The organism is Arcobacter ellisii (assembly GCF_003544915.1).
GTDB classification, from domain to species: Bacteria; Campylobacterota; Campylobacteria; order Campylobacterales; family Arcobacteraceae; genus Aliarcobacter; species Aliarcobacter ellisii.
Window position 1 is genome coordinate 58552 of sequence record NZ_CP032097.1, and the last position, 22399, is coordinate 80950.

Annotated in this window: 21 protein-coding genes; 5 read left to right on the forward strand and 16 right to left on the reverse strand. The window is 28.5% G+C overall.

Annotation, left to right across the window (positions count from 1 at the left end):
* Positions 1–28: 28 nt before the first annotated feature.
* Entirely contained in the window at positions 29–499 is a 471-nt protein-coding gene (locus AELL_RS00335) for a CYTH domain-containing protein (protein WP_118916029.1), read from the forward strand.
* Between the two features lie 22 nt (positions 500–521).
* Here AELL_RS00335 and hcp read toward each other — a convergent pair whose 3' ends face one another.
* Positions 522–1847: a hydroxylamine reductase gene (gene hcp, locus AELL_RS00340; protein ID WP_118916030.1), complete on the reverse strand. Its 1326-nt coding sequence runs from the start codon at positions 1845–1847 to the stop codon at positions 522–524.
* 140 nt (positions 1848–1987) lie between these two features.
* Between hcp and AELL_RS00345 the strand changes: the two genes are divergently transcribed.
* Entirely contained in the window at positions 1988–2245 is a 258-nt protein-coding gene (locus AELL_RS00345; protein WP_118916031.1) for a hypothetical protein, read from the forward strand.
* Here AELL_RS00345 and AELL_RS00350 read toward each other — a convergent pair.
* Positions 2242–3462, reverse strand: coding sequence for an NAD(P)-dependent oxidoreductase (locus tag AELL_RS00350; protein WP_226805997.1), 1221 nt, complete (start codon positions 3460–3462; stop codon positions 2242–2244). The genes AELL_RS00345 and AELL_RS00350 overlap by 4 nt on opposite strands.
* A gap of 155 nt (positions 3463–3617) precedes the next feature.
* On the opposite strand from AELL_RS00350, the gene AELL_RS00355 reads away from it, so the two are divergent.
* Together AELL_RS00355 and AELL_RS00360 are read left to right on the forward strand one after the other, a co-directional pair.
* On the forward strand, positions 3618–4664 hold the full coding sequence (locus AELL_RS00355; protein ID WP_118916033.1) for an OmpA family protein: 1047 nt from the start codon (positions 3618–3620) through the stop codon (positions 4662–4664).
* 4 nt (positions 4665–4668) lie between these two features.
* Positions 4669–5154 carry an NADH-quinone oxidoreductase subunit E gene (locus tag AELL_RS00360; protein ID WP_118916034.1) on the forward strand — a complete coding sequence of 162 codons (486 nt, stop codon included), beginning with the start codon at positions 4669–4671 and terminating at the stop codon, positions 5152–5154.
* A gap of 10 nt (positions 5155–5164) precedes the next feature.
* Here the strand turns inward: AELL_RS00360 and AELL_RS00365 are convergent, their stop codons facing one another.
* The gene (locus AELL_RS00365) at positions 5165–6151 is read right to left on the reverse strand and encodes a YhdH/YhfP family quinone oxidoreductase (protein ID WP_118916035.1); all 987 of its coding nucleotides are present in this window, start codon (positions 6149–6151) and stop codon (positions 5165–5167) included.
* Positions 6152–6263: 112 nt separating this feature from the next.
* Here AELL_RS00365 and AELL_RS00370 point away from each other — a divergent pair, with 112 nt between their 5' ends.
* Entirely contained in the window at positions 6264–6605 is a 342-nt protein-coding gene (locus AELL_RS00370) for a winged helix-turn-helix transcriptional regulator (protein ID WP_118916036.1), read from the forward strand.
* Between the two features lie 2 nt (positions 6606–6607).
* Here AELL_RS00370 and AELL_RS00375 read toward each other — a convergent pair whose 3' ends face one another.
* The 13 genes from AELL_RS00375 to AELL_RS00435 form a co-directional block, all read right to left on the reverse strand.
* Positions 6608–7282, reverse strand: coding sequence for an energy transducer TonB (locus AELL_RS00375; protein WP_118916037.1), 675 nt, complete (start codon positions 7280–7282; stop codon positions 6608–6610).
* Positions 7283–7293: 11 nt separating this feature from the next.
* Positions 7294–8190, reverse strand: a complete 897-nt coding sequence (locus tag AELL_RS00380; protein WP_118916038.1) for an NAD(P)H-dependent glycerol-3-phosphate dehydrogenase — start codon at positions 8188–8190, stop codon at positions 7294–7296.
* Positions 8190–9614, reverse strand: a complete 1425-nt coding sequence (gatB, locus tag AELL_RS00385; protein ID WP_118918587.1) for an Asp-tRNA(Asn)/Glu-tRNA(Gln) amidotransferase subunit GatB — start codon at positions 9612–9614, stop codon at positions 8190–8192. Before gatB ends, AELL_RS00380 begins: the two co-directional genes overlap by 1 nt.
* A gap of 18 nt (positions 9615–9632) precedes the next feature.
* Complete coding sequence (locus tag AELL_RS00390; protein ID WP_118916039.1) at positions 9633–10457, reverse strand: peptidylprolyl isomerase; 825 nt, start codon at positions 10455–10457, stop codon at positions 9633–9635.
* A gap of 72 nt (positions 10458–10529) precedes the next feature.
* Positions 10530–13370 (reverse strand): FAD-binding and (Fe-S)-binding domain-containing protein, encoded by a 2841-nt coding sequence (locus tag AELL_RS00395; RefSeq protein WP_118916040.1) that lies wholly within the window; start codon positions 13368–13370, stop codon positions 10530–10532.
* A 204-nt stretch (positions 13371–13574) separates the two neighbouring features.
* Positions 13575–14930 carry a TRAP transporter large permease gene (locus AELL_RS00400; RefSeq protein WP_118916041.1) on the reverse strand — a complete coding sequence of 452 codons (1356 nt, stop codon included), beginning with the start codon at positions 14928–14930 and terminating at the stop codon, positions 13575–13577.
* Complete coding sequence (locus AELL_RS00405; protein WP_192941205.1) at positions 14927–15535, reverse strand: TRAP transporter small permease subunit; 609 nt, start codon at positions 15533–15535, stop codon at positions 14927–14929. Before AELL_RS00405 ends, AELL_RS00400 begins: the two co-directional genes overlap by 4 nt.
* Before the next feature lie 120 nt (positions 15536–15655).
* Entirely contained in the window at positions 15656–16720 is a 1065-nt protein-coding gene (locus AELL_RS00410; protein WP_118916042.1) for a TRAP transporter substrate-binding protein, read from the reverse strand.
* Positions 16721–16805: 85 nt separating this feature from the next.
* Positions 16806–17450 carry a response regulator transcription factor gene (locus tag AELL_RS00415; RefSeq protein ID WP_118916043.1) on the reverse strand — a complete coding sequence of 215 codons (645 nt, stop codon included), beginning with the start codon at positions 17448–17450 and terminating at the stop codon, positions 16806–16808.
* Position 17451: 1 nt separating this feature from the next.
* On the reverse strand, positions 17452–19644 hold the full coding sequence (locus AELL_RS00420) for a sensor histidine kinase (RefSeq protein ID WP_118916044.1): 2193 nt from the start codon (positions 19642–19644) through the stop codon (positions 17452–17454).
* A gap of 25 nt (positions 19645–19669) precedes the next feature.
* Entirely contained in the window at positions 19670–20257 is a 588-nt protein-coding gene (locus tag AELL_RS00425) for a LutC/YkgG family protein (protein WP_118916045.1), read from the reverse strand.
* Positions 20247–21629 (reverse strand): lactate utilization protein B, encoded by a 1383-nt coding sequence (locus AELL_RS00430; protein ID WP_118916046.1) that lies wholly within the window; start codon positions 21627–21629, stop codon positions 20247–20249. The genes AELL_RS00425 and AELL_RS00430 overlap by 11 nt, the downstream gene beginning before the upstream one ends.
* The gene (locus AELL_RS00435) at positions 21626–22375 is read right to left on the reverse strand and encodes a (Fe-S)-binding protein (RefSeq protein ID WP_118916047.1); all 750 of its coding nucleotides are present in this window, start codon (positions 22373–22375) and stop codon (positions 21626–21628) included. The genes AELL_RS00430 and AELL_RS00435 overlap by 4 nt, the downstream gene beginning before the upstream one ends.
* Between the last annotated feature and the right edge of the window lie 24 nt (positions 22376–22399).

The window sequence follows — 22399 nt, forward strand, 5'->3', positions numbered from 1 at the left end:
AAATTAGAAAAACTAAAAAAGAGAGAAAATGGCTTTAGAAATAGAGAGAAAATATTTAGTTGATTTGGAAAAACTTGGAACTTTACAAACTGGAAATAGAATAAAACAAGGTTATTTATCAACAAATAAAGAGGCAGTGGTTCGAGTTCGAGTAAAAAATGATAAAGCCTATTTAACAATAAAAGGCTCAAATGTTGGAGTTAGTAGATTAGAGTTTGAATATGAAATTCCTTTAGATGAAGCAAATGAGATGCTTGATAAACTTTGTCAAAAACCAGTTATTGATAAAACAAGATATTTAATTGAGTATGAAAATCATACTTTTGAACTAGATATTTTTTATGGTGAAAATGAAGGTTTAGTTGTTGCTGAAGTTGAACTAAGTTGTGAAGATGAAACTATAAAACTCCCTTCTTGGATAAAAGAAGAAGTTACCTCTGATGAAAGATATTACAACTCAAATTTGATGAAAAATCCATATAAAAACTGGAAAAAATAAAGGGAAATAAATCCCTTTATTTTTATGCAATAAGAAGTTTTTTCAAATCATCTTTAACATTTGTTGTAAGTGTAAGATTAAAATTTTCAGCTAAGAAGTTGAAAATATCTTCATTTACAAATTGTGGTGGTTTTGGTCCTAAATAAATATTTTTTACTCCAAGTGAGAATAAAGCAAGTAAAATAATCACTGCTTTTTGCTCCATCCAAGATAAAACAATAGAGATTGGTAAATCATTGATAGGTGTATTTAAAGCACCACTTAAAGCAGTTGCAATTTGAACAGCACCATTACTATCATTACATTGACCTAAGTCTAAATATCTAGGAATCCCAGTTCCTTCAATCTCTCCAAAATCAATATCATTAAATCTGAATTTTCCACAAGATGAAGTGATGATTACACAATCTTTTGGTAAAGATGAAGTTAATTCTCTATAATACTCTCCACCCTTTCCTGGTGCATCACAACCAGCAACTACAAAGAATTGTTTGATTTTTCCCTCTTCTAAAGCTTTTAAAATTTGTGGCGCTAAAGTAAGAACTGTTTTATAGTGGTGACCTGTAACTAATGTTGTATCTTCATTAAAATCAATTCCATTTGCATCAGGACACTCTAAAGTTCTTTTAATTAAAGCATCAAAGTTATCATTTTCAATTGGAGTTGAACCTTCAACACCTACAATTTTGTAAGTGAATAATCTATCTAAATATCCACAATTTTTCTTTGGAGGAACAATACAGTTTGTATTTACTACAAAAGTTCCAGGGAATTTTTCCATTAGTTTTGCTTGGTCAAACCATGCTTTTCCAACATTTCCTTTTAGGTGAGGATATTTTCTAAGTTCTGGATAACCATGAGCTGGTAACATTTCAGAGTGCGTATAAACATTGATTCCTTTACCCTCCGTTGCTATTAACAATCTTTCAAACATCTCTAAATCATGTCCAGAAACTAAGATAGCTTTTCCTTCAACTTTGTTTTGAGGAATTTTAACAGGTGTTGGAATACCAAATTTAGCTGTGTGAGTATTTGATAAACTCTCCATTACTTTAACACCAGCACTTCCAACTTTCATTAATTGTTTTATGTGGTCATTAAAATTAAAATTTACATTTGTAAGTGTAAAATAAAGTGTTTCACTCATAACATCATCTATCTCTTTTGTAAGTTCTGGTTTAAAAGTGTTTAGATGTTCTCTATATGCACTAAGACCTTTTAAACCAAAAATCATAATATCTTGTAATCTTGATAGATTTTCATCTTTTCCACACGTTCCTACTGTTGCTCCCGTGCTTCCACAACCACCTTTTTGACTCATTTCACATTGATAACAAAACATACTCATAATATATAATCCTTTAAAAAATTTGGGGAATTATATGAATTTAGCTTTTGTCAATCATTGATTATAATCAATTGCTTATAAATTATATAATTGCAAGTTATAAAACTATACAATACGCCCTTTCATTAAAAAGGATAATTATGTCAAAAGATAGAATCATAGATTTTTTAGATAAACAATTAGAAAATTTGGATAATTTTAATTATAAAGTTGATGAAGATGAGAATCATGTTTATGCAATTTTTTCAGAAATTTTAGGCAAATATACAAATAAAGAATTAACTTTTAAATTATTAGATGATGTTTTATATTTACATTCTATAACCTATGGTTGGAAACCAGTAGAAAAAGGTGTAGCAAATAAATATTTTTGGTTAGAAATCCTAAGTAAAGCCTAATAAGGCTTTATTTTCGGTGGAAGAGTACTTATATACTCTTCTATTGAAACTGCAACTCTTTTTGAAAAAGCGACTGCTTCTACAACAGTTCTTGCACCTGTTACTACATCACCAGATGCAAAAACTCCCCTTCTTGTTGTAACTCCATTTTCATCACTTTGTAATAAACCATTTTCTCCAAGACTTAATCCTGTATTGTTTTTTACGATTAAATCCCTTGCTGTTTGGCTAATGGCAACTAAAATTGAATCAGCTTTTTCAAACCCAAATCCATACATTTCATCTGGATTTGTATGTTCATATTTTATTCCCTCTTCTGTAAACTCTAAAGGATTTTTATATAAATTAAATTTTACACCATCAATTTTTGCGTGTTCAATTTCTATTTTTTCAGCAGGCATTGAGTCTTCACCTTTTCTATACATCACTGAAACTTCCCGTGAGCCATTTCGTATGGCAGTTCTAGCAACATCCATAGCCACATTTCCAGCTCCAACAACTACAACTTTTTTCCCTAAATCATAGGCTTTAGGTGTTTTTAAATAATCAATTGCAAAATGTACATTTCCTAAACTTTCACCTTTAATTCCAAGTTTTTTAGGAGCCCAAACACCAGTTCCTATGAATATTGCATCAAAACCATCTCTTTGTAAATCATCAAGGGTAATATTTTTACCAATCATTATATTTTTTCTGATTTTTACACCAAGTTTTTTTAGATTTTCTTCGATTTTATCAAGAATAGTTTTATCAAGTCTAAAATCAGGAATACCAAATCTTAAAACTCCACCTATTTGATTATTTCCTTCATACATTGTTACATTGTAACCTTTTAAAGCCATCATCATAGCTAAGCTTATTCCTGCTGGTCCTGAACCAATAATTGCTAAATTTCTTCCATTAAGTTCAGGCTTTTCAAATTCCCTATAATTCATATAATAAGTTGAAATATAGTTTTCAATTCCACCAACATTTACAGGAGTTGATTTTTTATTTAAAACACAATGACCCTCACAATGTTTTTCATGGGGACAAACAAGTGAACAAATTATTGATAAAGGATTATTATTAAATACCATTTCACCAGCTTCTTTTATGTTTCCACTTAAAAAAAGTCTTATCATATCAGCAATTGGTGTTTTTACAGGACAGCCAGTTTGGCACTTTGGTTTTTTGCAATCAAGGCAAGTTTGAGCAGAATTTATAATATGTTGCATAATCTTCTTCTTTAAAAAATTTATATGTAATTATAACAAATAAATTAAATTTTAAAATTAATTTATTTTACTAAGTTTTAATTAGATATCAATTCAACTTATAGTTAGTTATTTAAAGATATAATTTAGTAGATTATATTAAAAAAAGGGTTTTAATGTCTCTTGTACGAAAAATAATTTTTTTACTCGTATGTTTTCTTCTTTTAAATGTTTTTTCAATTTATGGTTTTGATTACAAAGAATATTTTGAAAATAAAAATAACACTTCTTTAAGTGATGATAGTTTTACAGATAAAATCTTCAATGTCTTTAGAGATGAAGATGAAGATAAACCTTTCACTTTTACCTTAGTTAAAAAAGATGGTGTGCTTGAAATGTCAGGTATTTTTAGAAATGAATCTGATGCACAAAAAATTGCAGATTTTTTAACAGTAAATCGAGAAGGTGACTATAAATTTGAAGAGAATAGAGTTTCAGATGAGAATTTAGTAGAAAATTTAGTTACTCTAATTACCCCTTTTAAAGATTTTTTTGCTGATGATTCGCAAATTGTAGTAAGTAATAATGAAGTTACTATTTCAGGTGTTTTAAAAGATGCAAATTATAAAGATTTGTTGGATACTCTTTTTACAAGAGTAAATTTAGATTTAAAAACTAATATAAAACTTCCAAATGAAGTATTACAAGAGAAATTGGCTGAGACAACTGAACAAAAAGATGAAGTTGTAGAAAATAAAAATGCTGTAGAACCTATAGTTGAAAATAAAACAGTACAAGAGTTAGCAAAAGAGAAAAAAGTAGAAGAGATTATCTCTAAAGTTACTGCACCAAATATTAAAGATATTCAAGCTGAAATTAATAATATTTTAAAAGTTAAAAAAATTACTTTTGAAAGAAGAAGTTCATCTATGACAGAAGAGTCAAAAGCAGTTGTTTTAGATATCTCAAAAATCTTAAAAGAAAATCCAACTCTAAAAGTTGAAGTGGCAGGACATACGGATTCAAGAGGAAAAGATGAACTAAATAAACAAATTTCACAAGATAGAGCTAATAGTGTGAAAGAGTTTTTAGTTGGATTAGGAATAGATGAAAATAGAATCAAAGCTGTTGGTTATGGAGAAGAATTCCCAATTGCAAAAGATGATGAAAATGGTTTATCTGAAATAAATAGAAGAGTTGAATTTAATATTTTAGGAGAATAAAATAATGTTTGAAGTTGCTTCATTAATAGTAACAAATTTGTTCATTGCACTTATTATTGGATTTATTTTAGGGTATATTGTTGCAAAATCATATAATCCAGCTATAAAAACTGTGAAAAATGATGATTCATTTCAGATAAAAATTGATGCAAAAAATATAGCAGCTATAAATCCTATATTTAAAAGAAGTTCACCTTTACACTTCAAACCTTTAGTTTTAAGTTTTCCAAGACCAACAGGTAAAGATAATCTTAAAAAAATAAAAGGAATTAACTCTAAAATAGAAGCTGATTTGAACAATCTAGGAATTTATCATTTTGACCAAATTGCAAAATGGTCAAATAAAAATGCAGAATGGGTAGAGGCTTATTTAGTAATACCTGGATGTGCTAAAAATAATCAATGGATTGACCAAGCAAAAATACTTCAAACTGGAAGTGAGACTATTTATAGTCAAAAGGTAATGGATGGAGAGATAGAAGTAGATTAAAAAATTTAATCTACTCTTTTATTTTTACTACATATCTTCCAACAGCTTTCCCTGATAATAAGTTTTCATAAGCATCTTTAATTTCATTTAGTGTGATTTCATTTGTTATATTACTTAAAGTGTTGATTTTCCATCTACTTGCAAGTTTTTCCCAAGCAGCTTGTTTTTTCTCTAATTTACATTCAACAGAATCAATACCAATTAATCTAACACCTCTTAAAATAAATGGAAATACATTTGTATTTAATTCATGAGAAGATGTAAGTCCACAACAAGTTGCAACTCCATCATATTTTATCTGTTTTAGTGCTTGAGCTAATATATCTCCACCAACTGTATCTACAACACCTGCATATTTTTCACTTAATAATGGTCTATTAGATAAATCAAGGAATTCATCTCTTAAGATTACTTCATTTGCACCGATTCTTTTTAAGTATTCGATTCTCTCTTTTTTCCCAGAAAGTGCAGTTACGTTATAACCTAATTTACTTAATATTGATACAGCAATTGAACCTACTCCACCTGTTGCACCTGTTACTAAAATATCTCCTGATTCTGCTTTTACGCCATTTGAGATTAGTTCATTTATACTTAAAGCTGCTGTTAATCCTGCTGTTCCAAAAGTCATTATCTCTTTATCTGTAATTGAATCAGGAATTCTAGCAACCCAAGAAGCTGGAACTTTTACATATTGAGCATGTCCACCATCTGTATTCATCCCTAAATCATAACCAGTTACTAAAACTCTCTCTCCAACTTTAAATATTGTAGAAGTTGATTCATATACTGTTCCAGCTACATCAATACCTGTTATGTGAGGAAATTTTCTTGTTACACCAGGATTTCCTACTGAACTTAATGCATCTTTATAATTTAGTGATGAGTAACTAACTTTTATTACTATTTCATTCTCTTTACATTTAGGAATAGGTAACTCTTTTATATCTGTTGTAAATTCTCTTTCTCCAATTTTCTCAACTACAAAAGCTTTCATAGTACTCCTTATTTTGTTTACTTTGAATATAACTTTAGCTAAAATATTTTAAAAGAACAAGAACTAACTTTAAAGTAAGGTACTATCTAAAAAGATATTTTTGGAGACAAATATGAATAAAAAACTTGATAATAATTTAGATAAAGATTTTAAATGTCCTGTCGAAACAGCAATTGACGTACTTACTGGAAAATGGAAAATATTGATTATTTGGTATTTAAAAGATGAAAAAAAAAGATTTAGTGAACTTGAAAAACTTTTACCAAATGCAACTCAAAAGATGTTAATACAAAAATTAAGAGAGCTAGAAATGGATGGTTTAGTTCATAGGGAAGTTTATCCAGTTGTTCCACCAAAAGTTGAATACTCTTTAACTGAATATGGAAAAACTTTAAAACCTATTTTAAAACAACTCTATCTTTGGGGAGATAGCCACAAAAAATTGAATAGTTAATTTTAGTTTAGTATAAATTCTAAAGGTAAATCATATTCTAAAAACTCTTTTTGGATTCTATCATCATAAGGAATAAACTCTTTTGTATCATAAACAGCATTTAAAGCTGCCTTATCAAGTCTTTCTTTGTTACTTGATATAAGAATACTAATATCTTCAAATATTCCATTTTTGAGCACTTTAAATCGTATTATAACCTTGCCTTGTTCCTTTAGTTTTTTAGAAACAGTTGGATAGTTTTTATTTTTATTTATCTCTTCTCTTAATTTTTTACCATATTCATCTATTAGATTTGATATTTGTATTTTAGACTCTTCTTGATTTTTATCTTTGGTTTCTGTTTTTATTTCTTTAGTTGCACTTTTTATCTCTTGTGTTGTTGTAGTTTCTTTTTCTACAAAAGTCTCTTTTTGTTTTATAGGTTCAATTTTTTTTATCTCTTTAGGTTTTTTTATTTTTTCTTTTAAGGGCTTTTTTTCTTCAACTTTTTTTTCAAAAATTTTAAGTTCTTCTTTTATTTGTTCTTTTTGATAAGCTTTTGTTAGTTGAATTTGTAAAGGTTGATTTTTTTCTAAAGTTGAAATTTTATTTTGTTGATTGTTTTTATAGTAGGTAAAAACTACTAAATGTAAGGATAAAACTAAAATAAACGAAGTAAAAATTATAAATCTATTCATAAATTTATAATTTAGTTTTTAAGTAAATCTCTTAGACTATCTTTTGGATTTTTACCATTTATTATTTGATAAACTTCATTTGCAATGGGAGTATAAATATTATGCTCTTTTGATAAATCTTTTATTGCAATTGATGTTTTTACACCCTCTGCAACTTCTCCTAATTCAATAAGAATTTCATCTAATTTTTTATTTTGTGCTAATCCAAGACCAACTCTATAATTTCTACTCATTGTAGAGTTTGCAGTTAAAAACAGGTCTCCAGCACCACTTAAACCTATAAAAGAGGATTCATCTGCACCAAAGTGTTTCCCAAATCTTTGCATCTCTACTAAACCTCGTGCAATCAAAGAAGCTTGTGCATTTTTTCCAAGATTTAATCCTTCACAAATTCCACTTGCAATTGCTAAAACATTTTTATATGCTCCAGCTATTTCTGCACCAATTACATCATCACTGTAATAAGTTTTTATGAAATCTGGGAAAAACATTTCAAATTCAACATAAAGTTTTTTTGAAATAGTATTTATTACCAAAGCACAAGGAAGACCTTTTATAACTTCTGCTGCAAAGGAAGGACCTGAAATAAATCCTATATTTTCATCAGGAACAAACGAGGCATAAATTTCATTTAGAAATTCTCCCGTTGTAGCTTCAATTCCTTTTGAAGCAACAAGTATTTTTTGCCCTTTAAATACAAAGTTCTCTTTTAACCAACTTCTTATTTCTTGAGCCGGAATTGCTATTACTAAATAATCACAATCTAAAGCAGTTTTTAAATCAACAAAGTTTTCAATATCTCTTTTTGTTCTTGAAGTGATAAAACATTTTTGTCTTTGATTTAGTGCAAAATGAAGAGCTTGTCCCCATTTCCCTGCACCTATTACTGCAATAGATTTCTGATTCATTAAGCTAATCTTTCTTTTAATAAATCATTGATTTTATTTGGATTTGCACTACCTTTACTAGCTTTCATAGCTTGTCCAACGAAGAATCCAAACATTTTTTCTTTTCCTGATTTATATTCAGCTACTTTATCTTGATTTGCATTTAAAATTTCATCAATAATTGCTAATAAAGCTCCATCATCAGAAACTTGTTTAAGTCCTAGTTTTTCGATAACAGAATCAACGTCACTATCATTTTCCATTAAATAATCAAGAACTTCTTTAGCTGCTTTTCCAGAGATTGTATTATCTTCAATTCTTTTTACTATTGTTGCTAAAGTTTTTGAAGTTATTGGAGATTGCTCAATTGTAACACCCTCTTTTAATCTTCCTTGTAATTCAACAGTTAGCCAAGTAGTTGCATTTTTAGCACTGATTCCTTCACTCATCATTTCATCAAAGAAATTTGCCATTTCAAGTGAAGCAGTGATAACAGAAGCATCATACTCTTTTAATCCATACTCTTTTACAAATCTCTCTTTTTTCTCATCAGGAAGTTCAGGAATTTTTGAATACTCAGCTACCATTTCATCAGTGATAATTAAAGGAAGTAAATCAGGGTCTGGGAAATATCTATAATCAGCAGCATCCTCTTTTCCTCTCATACTTCTTGTTTCACCAGTACTTGGGTCAAAAAGTCTTGTTTCTTGAACGATTTCAGTTGAGTGAACACCATCTTCCCAAGCTTCAATATGTCTATTTACTTCATAATGAATTGCTTTTTCAATAAATCTAAATGAGTTCATATTTTTGATTTCACATCTAGTATAGAACTTTGTGTCACCTTTTGGTCTAATAGAAACATTTACGTCACATCTAAATGACCCTTCTTGCATATTCGCATCAGAAATTCCAAGGTATCTAACAATTGAATGAAGTTTTTTTAGATATAAAATAGCCTCTTCAGCACTTCTCATATCAGGTTCACTAACTATTTCTAAAAGTGGAGTTCCTGCTCTATTTAAGTCAACGTGAGAAACACTTCCTGCATGGATATTTTTCCCTGCATCATTTTCTAAGTGAGCTCGTGTAACTCCAATAGTTTTTTGTCTTCCATCTGGAAAATCAATAGTTAGTTCACCAAGTCCAACAACTGGCACTTCAAATTGAGAAATCTGATAACCACTTGGTAAATCTGGATAGAAGTAGTTTTTTCTATTAAAAACTGATTTTTGGTTTATTTGAGCTTTTAGTGCAGTTCCAAGCATAATTGCTTTGTGAACAGCTTCTTTATTTAAAACAGGAAGTGCTCCAGGTAATCCTAAACAAGTTGGACATACATTTGTATTTGGTTCTTCTCCAAAACTTGTTGCACAAGAACAAAATAGTTTACTTTTCGTATTTAATTGTGCGTGTACTTCTAATCCTATAATTACTTCAAACATACTTGACATCTATTTCCTTTATCTAACTATTTTTATATCTGCTGTTAATTTTTGTTTTTCAAAATAATCTTTAAGATATTTTTTCTCTCTTGTACTCATAATATCGTTAAAAATTCTTGCTTTTACACTTTCAAAAGAAAGAGCTGTTGTTCCATTTTTTCTAACTAAAAAAAGTGAAACAAATTGTTTATTTGCAGTAAATATTGGTGTAAATGAATTAATTTTTGTTTCATTTAATAAATATTGCATTTGAGGTTGTAAACTTTGTGTTTCTAATGTGATAGGTGCTCTTTCAACATCTGCTGAAACACTTAATGGATTTTTTAAAGTCTCTAATAAAGCAGCTTTATTTTTTGAACTATATTGAACTACTTCAAAACTTTTTGCTGTTAAAAATTGATTTTGATTTTTTTCATAGTAAAGTTTCATATCCTCTTCCGTTGCAATTGCAAGTTGACCTTTTACTATTTTTTGAACAAGTTTTTGTCTAATTACTGCATTTTTTGCTTCATTTTCAAAAACAGAATAATCTGGATATTTTTGTTTTACTATTGATTTAAAAGTATAAATATCCATACCATTTGCATTCGCAAGTTTTTCAATATAATCATTTACATCAAAAACATCTGCTGTGATATTGTTCTCTTGAACAACTTGGTCATATAAAATTTTATCAATTAAATAACTTACTGCTTCATTTTTACCTACTTTGTTTACAGCCATCGTTCTATCAATGTCATAAAGTGTGATTGGCTCATCATTTACAGTTAATGCGATACCATTTACCATTGCTGCATAAGTAAGACTTGAACCTACAATTAGAGATAAGAAAAGTTTGTACATAATAATTCCTTCTTTCGTAAAGCAGATATTTTACCAAAAAAATGGTAAATATCTGTTTTTGTATAAAGAAGATTATAAATTTTTAGCTTTTGTAACCCTGTTTATTAGATAAAAAATTGAGTTATAATCAAGTCCAGATTTTTCACTTAATCCAATTTCACAAGTTTTTGATGTAGAGAATGCCATTTTAGCACCATTTGTTTGCTTTTTTAAATATCTTAAAGCTGAATCATTTAGTTCAGGGAAATTAAATCCTCTATCCCCTGCAAATCCACAACATTTTACATCTGCTGGGATGATTACATTTGTAGAACAAAGTTGTGCTAATTTTTTGAATTTATCCTCTAATCCCATTTTTCTTGAACTACAAGTTGTGTGAATAGTAATTGCTTCATCAATAGGAGTAAATTCTAAATCTTTTGTTAAAAAAGTTAAGGCAAATTCTATTGGTTCATAAATAGATAATTTATGTGAAAAACTCTCCATCATTTTTTTAGTACAAGGGCTTGTATCACATAAAATTGGATATTCACCAAACTCACTTGCGTTTAAAAGTGCCTCTTCAAGTTCACTTGACTTTGTATGTGCTGCTTCATTAAATCCTTTTGAAGAGAATGGCATACCACAACAAAGATTTGATAAATTTTGTGGGAAAATGATTTGATAATCAGCTTTTTGTAAAAGTTCAATTGTTACATCAAATAACTCTTTTTCCTCTTTTGACATATCGTTTACACCCATACTTCTACTAATACAAGAAGGGAAATATACAACTTTTTTATCTTTTACTTGTTGTTCAAAATTAAGATTTACATTTGTACCTTTTGGCATATAAGTTGACCATTTTGGAACTCTTTTCCCACTTAAATCTCTCATAGTTTTAGTAAAAGTTTCCATACTTGGTGTTCCTAAAACTTTATGCATAAAGTTTGCACTATGAAGACCAAATCTTACACCTTTTAATGTTGCACTAAAATTATTTGCAACAAAATTTGCAATTGATTTTGCTCCAGGAGTTAGTTGTTCAGCTCTTAAATGTTTTGTTAAACTTCCCGTATCAATTTTAACAGGACAAGCAGTTGAACATAAACTACATGTTGCACAAGTCTCTATTCCATCATATTGATATAGTTTTTTGTATTCTTTCGCCTCTTTATGATTTCCAATACTCTCAAGTCTTGAAATCTCTCTATTTATTACAATTCTTTGTCTTGGCGTTAGTGTTAATTCATTTGATGGACAAGTTGGCTCACAGAAACCACACTCAATACATTTATCAACAATTTCGTTTGTTGCTGGAAGTGTTTTTAGATTTTTTAAGTGAGCTTCTTTATCATCATTTATGATAACTCCAGGGTTTAATAAACCTTTTGGGTCAAATAGTGATTTGATTTTTTTCATCATAATATAAGCATCTAATCCCCACTCTACTTCAATAAATGCAGCCATATTTCGCCCAGTTCCATGCTCTGCTTTTAAGCTTCCTTGGTATTTAACTGCAACTGAATTAACAACTTCATTCATTAAATCATCATATCTTTTTACCTCTTTTGTATCTGAGAAATCTTGAGTAAATACAAAGTGGAAATTTCCTTCTAACGCATGTCCAAAAATTAAAGCTTCACTATAACCATATTTTTGAAACAATCCTTGAAGTTCAAGTGTAGCTTCTGCTAAACATTCAATTGGATAGGCAACATCTTCAATAATAACAGTTGTTCCAGTAACTCTTACAGCTCCAACAGCTGGGAATAATCCTTTTCTAATTTTCCAGTAAAGTGTATATTCTTGTTCATCTTTTGTAAAATAGATATCTCTTACAACAGAAAACTCTTTTAATAACTCTTCTATTTGTGTTATTTGGATATTCAGTTGGTCATCACTAATTGCTCTTGTTTCAATTAAAAGTGCTGTTACTTCATCATCAAAATCTTTAATAAATTTTGGCATAACTGGGTCATTTTCTATACTTCTTAAAGCTGCTCTATCCATAAGTTCAACAGCATCAACAACTATTTGTTTCGAATCCCTTGCTAGTTTTAGTTTTGTTACAGCTGTACAGGCTTCTTTCATATCTTTAAAATAAATCAAAGCACTTGCTTTATCTTTTAAATCTTCAACTGTATAATAAGTTATCTCTTCAATAAAGGCTAAAGTTCCTTCACTTCCGATGATTAAGTGTTGTAAAATTTCAAACTCATCTTCAAAATCAATTAAAGCATTTATTGAGTAACCACATGTATTTTTGATTTTAAATTTCTTTTCAATTTTTGCTCTTAACTCTTCATTGTTTTTTGTATCATCTGAAAAGCTTTTTAAATCTTTTAGGAAATCTGCATGAGTTTTTCTAAATTCATTTTTACTCTCTTCACAAGCCGTATCAAGTTTAGTTCCATCTGCAAAAATCAATTTCATAGATTTTAGAGTTTTATATGAATTTTGTGAAATTCCACAACACATTCCTGAAGCATTATTTGCAGCAATTCCACCAATCATAGCAGCATTTATACTTGCTGGATCAGGACCTATTTTTTTAGAATATCTTGCTAATAATCCGTTTGCTTGAGCACCAGTTAGTGCTGGTTCTAATGAAATATAACTTGCATCACTTGCTATTTTAAAGTTTGAAAAGTTTCTAGAAGTTATAACTAAAATAGAATCACTTATTGCTTGACCTGAAAGTGAAGTTCCACCTGCTCTAAAAGTAATACTTAAATTCATAGAGTTTGCTAGTTCAATAATATCTTGAACCTCTTTTGCATTATCTGTTTTGATTACTATTTTTGGAATTAACCTATAAAATGAAGCATCAGTTCCATAAGCTAATGTATGAAGTTTATCTGTGAAGATTTTATCTTTTGAGATTTTTAATGAAATCTCATCAAAAAATTTTTGGTATTTACTATCTAACATTTTTTATCCTTTTTTATATATTTATTTTTGTTAAAAAAATATAGATGTTATTCAAGTCTTGGTACAGTATAAATTCTTTGCTGAGGATCATTTACAAAAGAGTACATTCTATCTTTTGTTTTAAAGATTATATTTGAAATAAGTTTAAAAAAATTGTTTCTTTTCATTTCTTTTCTTTTAAGTAAGAGAAAAACTCTTACTTAATTATGGTTTTATTCCAAAAAATTCTGGGAAAAATACAATTGTTAATAATACAGCTACTTGTATTAGAATAAATGGTAAAACACCTTTATAAATATCAATAGTTCTTACACTTGCTGGCACAACTCCTTTTAAATAGAAAAGTGAGAATCCAAACGGAGGTGTTAAGAATGATGTTTGTAAATTCATTGCAATTAAAATTGCAAACCAAACTGGACTTATTCCTAATGTATCTGCAATTGGTACAAGAATTGGAACAATGATATATGAAATTTCAACGAAATCAATAAAGAATCCTAAAATAAATATTGCTAACATAGTAAATAAAATGAAGGCAATTTTTTCATCCCCTGGTAAATTTGTCATAAAATGTTCAACAATCTCATCTCCACCAGTATAAGTAAATACCATTGAGAAAGCAGTTGCTCCTATTAAGATACCAAATACCATTGATGTTACTTTTACAGATTCAAAAGCAGCTTCTTTTACCATATTTATTGAAAAACTTTTATATAAAACTGCAAGTAAAATTGCTCCAATACAACCAACCGCTGATGATTCAGTTGGTGTTGCAACTCCTGCAAAAATTGAACCTAAAACTAAAACAATTAGAGTTAAAGAAGGAATAATTGCCAATAAAGCATTTATTACTTGTTTTGATTTGCTTCCTCTTGATGGGTCCTTTGGAATTGCAGGGGCAAAATCTTTTTTGATATAAGATACAACTAAAATAAATAAAATATAAGCTGCAACCAAAGATAAACCTGGCCAAACAGCAGCTTCAAATAAATCACCAACTGGTACTTGGAAAACATCTCCTAAAATAATTAAAACAATAGAAGGAGGAATAATTTGTCCTAAAGTTCCAGAAGCACAGATAGTTCCAGTTGCTAATGGTAAGTTATATTTATATTTCATCATTACTGGAAGTGAAATAACACCCATTGCAACAACGCTAGCCCCCACAACTCCTGTTGAAGCAGCTAAAAGTGTTCCTACAAGTACAGTCGAAATGGCAACTCCACCTCTAATTTCTCCAAATAAGAATCCCATAGATTCTAAAAGTTTTTCAGCAAGTCCAGTTTTTTGTAAAATAATTCCCATAAAAATAAACATAGGAACAGACATCAAAATAGTGTTTTGCATAATAGACATAATTCTAAATGGCATGAAATCAAACATCCCAAGACCTTCATCAAGTCCATCAACTATACCTTGCCAAACACCGTCATCAAAACCAACTTCAACAATACCTGCAATTACACCAAATAGTAAAGAAACAGCCGCAAAAGTAAATGCTACAGGAAAACCATATAGTAACATTACTAATGAGGCAAAAAACATAATTATACCAATCATTTGTTTTCCTCTTTTCCATCAATGTCAACTACATGATGTTTATGTTCGTTTAATTCATTTTTTAAATTTTCAATTTCACCTTTTAAATTATATTCATCCATATCATGTAAACCTTTGTAAACATTTAGATTTTTTATAAAAAATCCAATAGATGTAATAATCAATAAGAAAAATGATAAAGGTATTAAAGATTTTACTAACCATCTATAAGGAAGACCACCTGGATCGCCACTTTGTTCATTTGAATTGAAAGATTCTATTACAAATGGAATAGATTCAGCAGCAATTAGTAAAGCAACAGGAATAATAAATAAAACTACTCCAACCATATTAATTTTGGCTTTTTTCTTTTGAGTTAATCTATCATAAATTAAATCAACTCTTACATGACCATCTTCTTTTAATGTGTAAGATATACCTAAAAGTATAATTACTGAAAATAAGTGCCACTCCATCTCTTGCATTGCAATACTTCCTGTATTAAAAAAGTATCTCATAATAACATCATAAGTTACATTTAAAATCATAAGTACCATTACAAAAGCAGTAGTGTAGCCTATCATATCAGCAAATTTATCAAAACCACGTTCTAGTTTTAACAGCATAATAATCCTTTTGAAATTTCTCGATAAGTTAAATAAATATAAACGGTTAATACATTTATTAAACTTATTATATCTATTTTAAGTTAAGTAGCTAACTCTCAGGAAGAGAGTTAGTTAATTTTATAAATTGTCTTTTAAGTATAAATAATCAGACATTTCTGTCCATTTTCTTGATTTCTTTTGGTATGCTTCTTGAGATTCTAAAGTCTCTTTTAATAATGGAGATTGAGCTTTTAACTCTGTTAATAACTCATCATTAGCTTTTTTCATAGCATCCATAACTGGTTTTGGGAAAGTTTTAACTTTGATATTTGGGAACTCAGTTAACATTGTTGACCAAGCTTCACTACTCATATGATAGTTTTGAATATACATATCATAAGCACTTACTCTCATAGCTGTTAATAAAATTTGTTGTAAATCTTTTGGTAATTTTTCATAAGATTTTTCATTTACCATAAATTGTAATTCAGTTGCTGGTTCATGCCAACCTGTGTAGTAATATGGTGCAATTTTGTGGAATCCCATAGAAATATCCATACCTGGGCCAACCCATTCTAACGCATCAATAGTACCTCTTTCAAGTGAAGTATAAAGTTCACCTGGAGCAATATTAGTAACTGTTAATCCTAATTTTGCCATAACTTCTCCAGCAAATCCTGGAATTCTCATTTTTAGACCTTTTAAGTCATCAAGAGAGTTGATTTCTTTTCTAAACCAACCACCCATTTGGTTTCCAGTATTTCCACCTGGATAAGATAAAACACCATGTTTAGCATAAGCTTTTTGCATTAATTCCATTCCACCACCGTAGTAGAACCATGCATATTGCTCAGGTGCAGTTAATCCAAATGGCATTGTTGTGAATGGTAATGTTTCAATATCTTTACCTTTCCAGTAATAAGAAGCAGAGTGACCCATATCATATTGACCACCTTTAACCATATCTAAAATACCAAGAGGTGATTTGTGTTTATTTGCAGCATCAATTCTGATTTTAAATCTTCCATCAGACATCTCTTCTACAAGTTTAGCCATATTTGTTGGTGAGTCAATAAACGGATTTAGTGTTGAACCCCAAGTTGTAGCAAGTGTCCATTTTACTTTTTCTGCAGCATTTGCAACAGTTGCTAATCCTGCAATAAGTGCAGTAGTAACAAGTAGTTTCGTAGTTTTTTGTAACATTTCATTTCTCCTTAGATTTGTTATTTTAAATTCTAACTATTAGAAATGAAAATTTTATGATATTTTTTTAATAATTATGTAATATTTATGTAATTTTGAAGATATAACCTGTATCAACAACAGTTTGAATATAATCTTTTTCAAGTATTTTTCTAACTCTTCTTATTAAACTTCTAATTGATTCTAAAGAGGCAAAGTTCCCTTCCCAAACATAATTTTCTATACTTTCATAAGAGATAACTTGATTCTTTTTAGTTAAAAATAGATTTATTAATAGTTTTTCTTTTTTTGTTAATCTAATCTCTTGATTATTTATTACAACTAACGCAGATTTAAAATCAAAATAAGAGTTTTCATCAAAATAGATTTTATCATTTTGGATTTTACATAGTTTTTCTATTTTTATCTCTAATTCATCAATAAAAAAAGGTTTTTTCAAAAAATCATTACAACCAAAATCATATGCCTCTTTTATAACATCAAGTTCAACACTAGCACTGATTATAATTACTGGTAGTGAACTATAAAATTCCCTTATTTTTTTTAATATTTTTATTCCATCTATATTTGGAACATTTATATCCAAAATAAAACATGAAAATCCCTCTGTGATTTTTTCATAGGCTTCTTTACCATCAATAAATGATAAAACATTGTAGCCTTTGAGTTTTAATCTTTTTGTAATTGCTTCATTTAATTTTTTATTATCTTCTAAAAGTAAAATCTTCATTTTATACCTTTTTATGAGGAAGTTTTATTGTAAAAACAACATTTTCACCTTCATTTCTTACTTTTATACTTCCTCTCATTTTGTCTTCAACAATAACTTTTGCCATATAAAGACCAAGCCCTGTACCACTCTCTTTAGTTGTAAAATAAGGTTCAAAAATAGAATTTATTATCTTTTCGTCAATTTTACCACCATTATCAATAATTTCTATTGTATTATAATTTTGGCATCTTTCTATATTTATATCAATTTTTGCATGTTCTTGGGAATCTTTGTAATTCTCAACAATTTTATTTTTTGCATTATTTATTAGATTTAATAAAACTTGTTTAAATTCATTTTCATAGCCATAAATTAATAGTTCTTCATTCTCATTTTTGTAGTTAAAACTCATTTTTATATTTGAATAAAATATCTGTTTTCCAATAATTTCATTTATTTCATTTAAAGCTTTTGAAATAGAAAATAGTTTTTTCTTTGTTGAGGGTTTTAAGAAGTTTCTAAAATCACTTAATGTTTTTGACATATATTTTATTTGAACCATAGAATCATTTACAAAATCTTTTACATTTACCTCTTTTAATTCATTTAATAAATATGAAGTTTGTATATCTTGAACAAGAGCTGATAATTCAACTAAAGGTTCATTCCATTGATGGGCAATTGCTGCAATCATATCACCCATTTCAGCAAGTTTACTTTGTTGGATTAAAAATTGTTTTTGTTGAATTCTTTCAGTTATATCATCCATAATACAAACAATTCCACCAACTGTTCCATCTATATTTTTGTAAACAGCTTTGTTTAAAATAATATGTTTCATCTCATTTGAAGGAGTGTAAAATGTAAATTCAGAGGTACTTGTTGAAAAAGTTTGTAATAACTCTTTATCAATTTTTGTATTTGCTAAAGCTATTTTATAAGGAAAAAAATCAAAAGCAGTTTTCCCTATAATTTCATCTCTAGTACTATTTACCAAAGTCTCAAAACTCGTATTACAGCCTAAAAATTTTCCATCAATATTTTTATAATATATAGGATTTGGAATAGTATCAAGTAAAACTTTATCAAACTCTAATCTATTTGATAAAGCAAGTTCCACTTTTTCTCTTCTTTGAATATTTGCTTTTAAAATCAAAACAATAATACTAAGAGTTAAAATAATCAAAATTGAGATGATAAAAAATTTATAATGTTGTTTATAAACTGATGAAGGTTCATTTATAATAATTGGGTCATTTACATAATCAGAGATATTTATATCAAATTTTTTTAATTCATTATAATCAAACATATAAAGATTTGGAGATTTTTCTAAAATAGGAATATCTGTCGTTTTTTTACCATTTAGAATTTCTAATGCCATTTTTGAAACAGCCTCACCTTGAGCAACTGCTGATGTTAAAAGACCTCCAACAATTCCATCATTTAGATAAAAATCCCAAAGTCCATAAATTGGAACTTCGCTTACTTTTTTTACCTCTTGAAAGCTTTGTTTGTATGTAAAATATTTTCCCGTTGTATCTTTAAAAAGTAAAACAAATAAAATTACACTATTTTTTTTATCTAAATTTGATACTTTCTTTTTTAGATTTGAAATCTCTAGGTTATCTGTATATTCAATATTAAATTTCTTTTGATATTTTTCAATAATAGGATTTAAATCTCTTTTTACAGCATTTCCTGTTGCAGAACGGTCGTTTATAATTAATAAATTTTTTAGATTTGGATGTAGTTTTGAAATTAATTCAATATTTTTTTCAACATCAACTTCTTCAGCAACTCCCGTCATAATATCTTTCATATCATTTTCATGAAGCAATACTTTGTCAAAATTGTTTATTCCACAAAAAACGACTGGTACATCTTTGAAAAGATATTCATGATATTTAATTATAAAATCAAATGCATTATTGTCACTTATTATTATTAAATCAAATTTTCTATTTTCAAATTGTTGTTTATAAAGTTTTACTAGATTTGATAGATACTCAGGTGTGTCAATTCTTTTCGTATCCATATAAATTGTAGTTAGTTCTACATCTTTTAGTGGTTTGAAATTTTTTTCAATTGTTTTTGATATATCATCGGTCCAAATATAACCTTTATGATAAGAGTGAATTAAAAGTACCTCTTTACTAGAAGCAAAGAGGTAATTAAAAAAAAGTAAGCTAAATAGTAAAATATATTTCATTAAAATCCCCTATCTAGCAATTATATCAAGATTTTACAAAAATCACATATCCTGATTTTGGACCATGAGCTCCAATAACTAATGATTGTTCAATATCTGCAGTTTTAGATGGACCTGAAATAAATACGCCATAACCTTGGTTTTCAAAAGAGATTTTTTCATATGCTTCATGCATATTGTTTAAAATATCATTTTCATCTATAACAATAACGATATTTTGTGCAATAAAGTATAAAGCTCTATGTCTATTTGATGGATTTTTCATCCAAATTGCACCATTTTCTGCAACTGCAAAATTTCCTTTTACAATAGCTAAATCAATATCTTTTAAATCATGAGCATCTTCAAAGCTATTTGCATAAAAATTTCCTAAATTACAAAAATCTACATTAGATGCTATTTGTTTCTCTTCAGGATATAACTCTTTTATCGTTTTGTCTAAATCTTTTTTATCAATAATTAAAGCTTTCCCACCAACACTTTCAAGCATTGTAGAAAAAGTTTTAAATTTATCTTCAAACTTTATTCCAAAATTATCATATGAAGGAAGTTTTACATCTTTTACAACATTGTTTGCTTTTATTGCATTTAATATTTTTTCTTTACTTGTCATCTAATTCTCCTTCTTTGAACATCTCTTTAAAGCTTTTTGGTGGGAATTTTGGTAAGTCTCTTTGTTTCCCCCAAACATTTGCTTTATTATAAAGTATAAAATTTGGAAGTTTTGGAACAATAATTCTTGCCATTTTTCCAGCAAAGTCAAATAACGCAGGTTTACTCATCACCCAAGTGGTTACTTTCATAATCATTTTCTTTTTGCTATCAATTAAATCAGCATTTCCTAAATCTTGTCTTAGACTATAAAGTTGTGAATCTAAATCAATTTTAACTGGACATACATTTGAACATGAACCACATAATGTACATGCAAAAGGTAAAGAGTTATGAAGTTCTGGATGTCTTGCACTTCCTAAAATAGAACCAATTGGTCCTGGAATTACATATTCATACGAGTGACCACCACTTCTTCTATAAACAGGACATGTATTCATACATGCACCACATCTAATACAATTTAATGCTCTTTTATTTTTTGTTGATGATAAGAATTGAGTTCTTTTATTATCAACAATAATTATGTGCATTTTTCCACCCTCAACACTTCCATGGAAATGTGAAGTATATGAAGTAATTGGTTGTCCAGTTGCACTTCTTGCTAATAATCTTGTAAATACAGATAAATCTTCAAGTCTTGGAATAATTTTTTCAATACCCATTGAAGCAATATGAAGTTTAGGAACACTCGCTCCCATATCTGCATTTCCTTCATTTGTACAAACTACAACTCCACCAGTATTTGCAATTGCAAAATTAACTCCAGTTAATCCAGCATCAGCAGTTAAAAAATCTTCTCTAAGCGCAGCACGTGCAGCTCGTGTAAGATAAGTTGGGTCATAGTTTCCTTTTTCAGTTCCAAGTTTTTCATGGAATGTATCTGAAACATCTGATTTTTTTAAGTGAATTGCTGGAAGAACGATATGTGAAGGTGGTTCATTTCTAAGCTGTACAATTCTTTCACCTAAATCTGTATCAATTACTTCAATTCCTCTACTTTCTAAGTAAGGATTTAAGTGACACTCTTCTGTTAGCATTGATTTAGATTTAACGATTTTTTTCACGTTATTTTCACTTAAAATTTTGTGAACAATTTCATTGTGCTCTTTGGCATCACATGCAAAGTGAACTGTAATTCCTTTTGCTGTTGCATTTTTTTCAAACTCTAATAGATATTTATCTAAATTAGCCATTGTATGAGTTTTTATTTGATTTGCATATTCTCTTAATTGTTCCCATTCAGGAATAGATTTACTAGCTCTATCTCTTTTTTCTCTTACAAACCATAATGCTTGGTCATGCCAATGCATTCTTTCATCATTAGCTACAAACTTTGTTGCATTATCTGAGTGGTTGTGATTTGTACTCATGGTCTAACTCCTGCAAGAATTTCAACTATATGCATAACTTTGATTGGATTTTTATCTCTATTTATAATTCCATCCATATGCATTAAACACGACATGTCAGCACCTGTTATGATTTTAGCCTCTGAATCTATGTGGTCTTTGATTCTATCTTTTCCCATTGCAACTGAAATTGCTTCTTCTGCAACACTAAATGTTCCACCAAATCCACAACACTCATCTTCTCTTCTTAATGTAACTAATTCAATATCATTTACTTTATTTAATAGGTTTTTTAATTTTGAATTATAAGGAATATTAAGTTCACTTGCAGTTGCAAGTTTTAAAACTCTATGTCCGTGACAAGAGTTGTGAACTCCAACTTTATAAGGGAAAGAGTGGTCAAATTTAATATTTTCAAGTTTAATTACATCATGTAAAAATTCGCAAACTTCATAAATCGAAGTTTTTACTTTATTAAAATCTTTATCGTCATTAAAAAATTCTGCATAATGCTCTTTTACCATTGAAACACATGAACCACTTGGTGCTACAATGTAATCATAATCTTTAAATGTTTTTACAAAATTTATAGCTAAAGTTTTTACATCTTTTGAACAGCCAGAGTTTGCCATAGGCTGTCCACAGCAAGTTTGACTTAAAGGGTAATCAATATTTAAACCCTGATTTTTTAGTAGTTTGTATGTTGCTTTACAAATGTCTGGATACAATTCATTCATAAAACATGGAATAAATAAACCAATTTTCATACTTTCTCCTTATATTTAATAACA